This window comes from Zarconia sp., assembly GCF_057467645.1.
Genome location: NZ_JBRJXU010000085.1, coordinates 1 through 5587 on the forward strand (window position 1 = coordinate 1; position 5587 = coordinate 5587).

4 protein-coding genes are annotated in these 5587 nt (G+C 52.7%); 2 read left to right on the forward strand and 2 right to left on the reverse strand.

The window, feature by feature from the left end; genetic code table 11:
* Positions 1-229: 229 nt before the first annotated feature.
* Positions 230-868: a Uma2 family endonuclease gene (locus AC2215_RS13120; protein ID WP_486810458.1), complete on the reverse strand. Its 639-nt coding sequence runs from the start codon at positions 866-868 to the stop codon at positions 230-232.
* A 99-nt stretch (positions 869-967) separates the two neighbouring features.
* Positions 968-1417, reverse strand: a complete 450-nt coding sequence (locus AC2215_RS13125) for a hypothetical protein (protein WP_486810459.1) — start codon at positions 1415-1417, stop codon at positions 968-970.
* A gap of 394 nt (positions 1418-1811) precedes the next feature.
* On the opposite strand from AC2215_RS13125, the gene AC2215_RS13130 reads away from it, so the two are divergent.
* Positions 1812-3362: a P-loop NTPase family protein gene (locus AC2215_RS13130; RefSeq protein ID WP_486810460.1), complete on the forward strand. Its 1551-nt coding sequence runs from the start codon at positions 1812-1814 to the stop codon at positions 3360-3362.
* A 509-nt stretch (positions 3363-3871) separates the two neighbouring features.
* Positions 3872-5422 carry an ATP-binding protein gene (locus tag AC2215_RS13135; RefSeq protein ID WP_486810461.1) on the forward strand — a complete coding sequence of 517 codons (1551 nt, stop codon included), beginning with the start codon at positions 3872-3874 and terminating at the stop codon, positions 5420-5422.
* Positions 5423-5587: the final 165 nt, after the last annotated feature.

A 5587-nucleotide genomic window follows, 5' to 3' on the forward strand; every position in this document is an offset into this window, starting at 1 on the left:
AGGATAATTTATCTCTCATACATCGAAGCTGCCACGCAGACATTCACTCTGGAAAAGGAGTCTGAGCCGGATGATGGGAAACTGTCAAGTCCGGTTCTATGGGGGGAAGGATACGGCGACGTATGCCTTCCTACCCGACAATTTGCCAAGAACGTGTTGTTCTTTTCCTATCCAAAGTCTTAAAATCCCCAAGATTTTTTCGAGCAGATCGATTGTCTTTATGTTTGGTTTATTTTCCCGACTGTCCCGCATTGAGTACCCGATCTGCACTTAAGTCTAATTCGGGGAATTCGGGGGAGACGATCGCCTCATCAGTGCGAAATACCCCCACTTCAATGTAAATTCCTTTTTCGAGTTTCAACACGGTAATTTGATGCTGGTAGGGATCGATAATCCAGTATTCGGGTATGCCGCGCTCGGCATACTCCCGTGGTTTCTCCACGTAGTCGCGATCGTAGTTGTCCGTTCCCGGTTCTCCGGGGGATACCACCTCGACGACTAACAACGGCGGGGGCATCTCAGGGGTGATGAGCGATTGTTTTTTCTGAGTGAGGAGTTGGTCTAATTCTGCCGTCAAAACCATCAAATCTGGGTTCCGAGCGGTGACAGACGGGCTGGAAACGGAAATTTGAGTTCCTCGGGCAATCCGATCGATGGGGACACACTGGAGAAACTGGGTTAGCAGCCACAGGGCGATTTTTTCGTTTAACCGATGCTCCGCTCCCATTTCGACTAACATCCCATCGACCAATTCGTAACGGGCATCAGTCTCATTGTCATCGCTGAGATACTCCTCAAGGGTGGCAAAAGTTTTCGGTGCGACGGTTTGGGTCATAGCAGTCGTCCCCAGTTGTGCGGCTACTACCATTTTGACATCCTCTCGAAACCGAACCCGACGTTCCCAACACCTCAGAGGATAAAGAAATGACCCGAGCTCAAACCGGCTTCATCCCGACTCGACCGATAGCTATCGGTTGCTATCGCCCTTGGCAATAGCGATTCGATCGAGTATCGCCTGCGAGAGAGGTTCGGGATCGATATACCAAGACGGTTTGGGTGGTGGAGGTGGGGTGGGGCGTTCGATGAGTTCTCGTAAATCGAGCCACCCTCCCCGATTCGTGCCAATGGTGAGGGTGCATTCGTCCGAGCGCCGATCCAAGAGTTCGTGAATTCCTCGCTCTTCTTCCTCTGTCAGCGGTATTTCTTCCAAGGGAGCCGTGTAGAAGTGGGCAAATAGATTAAACTCGCAGGGACGATGGGGTGGTCGTTGATACTTTAGAGTGTAAGACGCGCCAAAACGGTTGAGGCGATTGAGAACCTCGTCTAAGTCCAACCCAGTCCGATGAACCAGATTCAGACAAATCACCTTCGTCCAAGTATTTGCAGGGAAATCGTTGAGAGGCGAAAGTTGAAGCATTGACTTTCATCGATGACACAAAGGCTTGTGTCGGGTTTTGGGGGATTGACTTATTGATTAGCGTACAGCACTTGCGTGCTTTTTGAGGAATATTGATCTTTCAATCCCAGCTACAAGTCAAATCAGCCGCACGTGGTGTGCCTTCACTACTCAACCCGAGAATCGACAGCGGTAGAATGAGGGTGGCGCAACCCCAGAGATGTCAAGCTCTCAGGTTAATAGCAGGTGAGTGTGATGTTTGAATAGACATAGGTGTGAAAATTGAAACAAAGATCGAGCCTCTTGCGATCGACGCGATTGCTTCGGGTAGGGGTGGGGTGTAGCTCGTATTGGTATGAAGCCCCATTGGACCCGTTGCCCTTAAGATCGAAAAAGTATCCTCCCCCATCCTGCCATGGCTAAATGGTTTAACAACGCCGGTCCCTGCCAAGCCGACATCCACTATATGCTCTCCCCCCTGACGCGGATGCCCGAACTCACTCAACTCATCGGACAGCGGGGCTACTTCGTCATCCACGCCCCCCGGCAAATGGGCAAAACCACTGCCATGCTCTCCCTCGCGCAACAACTCACCGCCAGCGGAGACTACAATGCCATCATGGTCTCGGCGGAGGTGGGAGCGGCGTTTCCTCACGAACCGGGAATGGCAGAAGCGGCCATCCTCGATGCGTGGAGTAATGCCGCCCAGTTTCGTCTACCCGCCGACCTCCAACCCCCTCCTTGGCCCCAATCCGTTCCCGGACAGCGCATTGGAAAAGCTTTGAGTTATTGGGCGCAGCAGTCTCCCCGTCCCCTGGTGGTTTTCATCGATGAAATAGACGCGCTACAAGATGAAACCCTACTGACCGTCTTGCGTCAGCTCAGAAATGGTTACCCCAACCGCCCACAAGGATTTCCTCATTCCTTAGCTTTGATTGGCGTTCGAGACGTGCGCGATTACAAAGTCGCATCGGGGGGTAGCAAGCGCCTCAATACCTCGAGTCCCTTCAACATCAAAATCAAATCCCTCACCCTACGCAACTTCAACCAAAACGAAGTCGCCGAACTCTACGAACAACACACCACCGAAACCGGACAAGTTTTTACCCCCGAAGCAATTAAAAGAGCCTTTGAACTCACCCAAGGTCAACCCTGGCTGGTGAATGCCATTGCCAAAGAAATCGTTGAAGAATTAGCCCGCGACCCCACTCAACCCATAACCGTCGGTTATATCGAAGCCGCCAAAGAAATTCTCATTCAACGGCGCGATACCCATCTCGATAGTTTGGCAAGTTTGCTGCGCGAAGACCGAGTTCGGGCGGTGGTCGAACCGATTTTATCAGGAGGAGAATTGGGGGATATTCCCAGTGACGACAGACAGTTTTTAGTGGATGTCGGTTTAGTGGTGCGCAATCGAGCCGGAGGACTGAGTGTTGCCAATCCCATTTACCGAGAAGTCTTACCCAGAGTACTCGCTGGCGGCCCCCAAGATAGCTTGCCCGTCATTGCCCCGAGTTGGCTCACCCGAGAGGGGAAACTCGACCCCCAGAAACTGCTCGAAGCCTTTCTCGTGTTTTGGCGACAGCACGGGCAACCCTTACTCAAAAGTGCGCCCTACCACGAGATTGCCCCTCATTTAGTATTGATGGCGTTTTTACATCGCGTAGTCAATGGTGGCGGGACGCTCGAACGAGAATATGCCATTGGTAGCCAACGGATGGATTTGTGTTTGCGTTACGGGGAAGTCACCTTGGGGATGGAGTTAAAAGTGTGGCGGCAAGGACGACCCGATCCGCTCAAAGCCGGATTGGAGCAGTTGGACGGGTATTTAGCGGGGTTGGGATTATATACGGGGTGGTTGGTGATATTCGATCGCCGTCCGGATTTACCCCCGATTGCCGAGCGGACCACCACCGAGATGGCGACCACACCGGGAAATCGAGATGTGGTAGTGATTCGAGGGTGACGGGAAATAGGGGAATGCAGGGAGGCGCAGAGCTGACAAGTGTTGGTTTTTTAGATTCTGGTGGATATGAGCAGGGGGAGCCGATCCTAAATCCGGTTGCCACAACCCCTTCATGAAAATCGATTAAACCCTTTCATCACAAGAATTAATGGCGGTTTAAATAAGCGAGGTATTGAAACCGGATTTGAGATGAGAAGGCTGGGGGAGAGAATTGGAGAAAAGATAAGGGCGATCGCGCAGGTTGTCAGTGACGATCCGAACTTGATATAAATCGTATCGGTATAAAGCCCATTTGAGATCTCATCCTTGAGCCACAAGCCTTACAGTTAGACCGATTGACCCTTTGTTGGTCGCAAATGACTCGACTCAGGCAGCTCTTCATGGAGCAACTCGATGAACGACTTCCTTCTAAGCCAGACACCACCGAGAAAGATCCCAAATGGGGCTTTATAGAACCCCATTGGACCCGTTGCCCTTAAAATCGAAAAAGTATCCTCCCCCATCCTGCCATGGCTAAATGGTTTAACAACGCCGGTCCCTGCCAAGCCGACATCCACTATATGCTCTCCCCACTGACGCGGATGCCCGAACTCACTCAACTCATCGGACAGCGGGGCTACTTCGTCATCCACGCCCCCCGGCAAATGGGCAAAACCACCGCCATGCTCTCCCTCGCGCAACAACTCACCGCCAGCGGAGAATACAATGCCATCATGGTCTCGGCAGAGGTGGGAGCGGCATTTCCCCACGATCCGGGAATGGCGGAAGCCGCCATCCTCGATGCCTGGAAAGATGATGCCACCTTTTGGCTGCCCCCCGAACTCCATCCCCCAGATTGGTCCGAATCAGAACCGGGGCGACGGATTGGAAAAGCTTTGAGTGATTGGGCGCAGCACTCTCCCCGTCCCCTGGTGGTTTTCATCGATGAAATTGATGCCCTGCAAGATGAAACCCTCATAGCCGTTCTGCGCCAGCTTAGAAATGGCTATCCGAAGCGACCGGGACGATTTCCCCATTCCCTGGCCCTCATCGGAGTTCGAGACGTGCGCGATTACAAAGTGGCATCGGGGGGCAGCAAGCGCCTCAATACCTCCAGTCCCTTCAACATCAAAATCAAATCCCTCACCCTGCGCAACTTCGATCGAAACGAAGTCGCCGAACTCTACGGGCAACACACCACCGAAACCGGACAAATTTTTACCCCCGAAGCCGTCAAAAGAGCCTTTGAACTCACCCAAGGTCAACCCTGGCTGGTGAATGCCCTTGCCAAAGAAATCGTTGAAGAGTTAGCCCGTGACCCCACTCAACCCATAACCGTCGGCTATATCGAAGCCGCCAAAGAAATTCTCATTCAACGGCGCGATACCCATCTCGACAGTTTGGCGAGTCTGCTGCGAGAAGACCGAGTTCGGGCGGTGGTCGAACCGATTTTATCAGGAGGAGAATTAGGAGATATTCCCAGTGACGACGTGCAATTTCTCATCGATTTGGGTCTGTGTCGCATGAGTTCCCTGGGAGGACTCGAAATTGCCAATCCCATTTACCAGGAAGTCCTCCCTCGGGTATTGAGCTGGATTCCAATGGCTTCCCTGCCGCAAATTGCCCCGAGTTGGCTCACCCGAGAGGGGAAACTCGACCCCCAGAAACTGCTCGATGCCTTTCTCGTGTTTTGGCGGCAACACGGGCAACCCTTACTCAAAAGTGCGCCGTACCACGAGATTGCCCCTCATTTAGTATTGATGGCGTTTCTCCATCGCGTAGTCAACGGTGGCGGGACGCTAGAACGAGAATATGCCATTGGTAGCCAACGGATGGATTTGTGTATGCGTTACGGGGAAGTCACCTTGGGGATGGAGTTAAAAGTGTGGCGGCAAGGACGACCCGATCCGCTCAAAGCCGGATTGGAGCAGTTGGACGGGTATTTGGCGGGGTTGGGATTACATACGGGGTGGTTGGTGATATTCGATCGCCGTCCGGATTTACCGCCGATTGCGGAGCGGACGACCACCGAGATGACGACCACACCGGGAAATCGAGATGTGGTGGTGATTCGAGGGTGAGCTGCTAACTCATGTAAATTCCCGCCAGGACGCTCTAGCGGGAACTTGTACGATCGCCCGGAGACGAAATCGGTCAAAAATTAGACAAGCTCGAGATCGCGGTTAACATCAAAGTCCTGTAAATCCGCGAAATTTTCTAAGGTGGCAAACTGCTCGGAGCCAAAG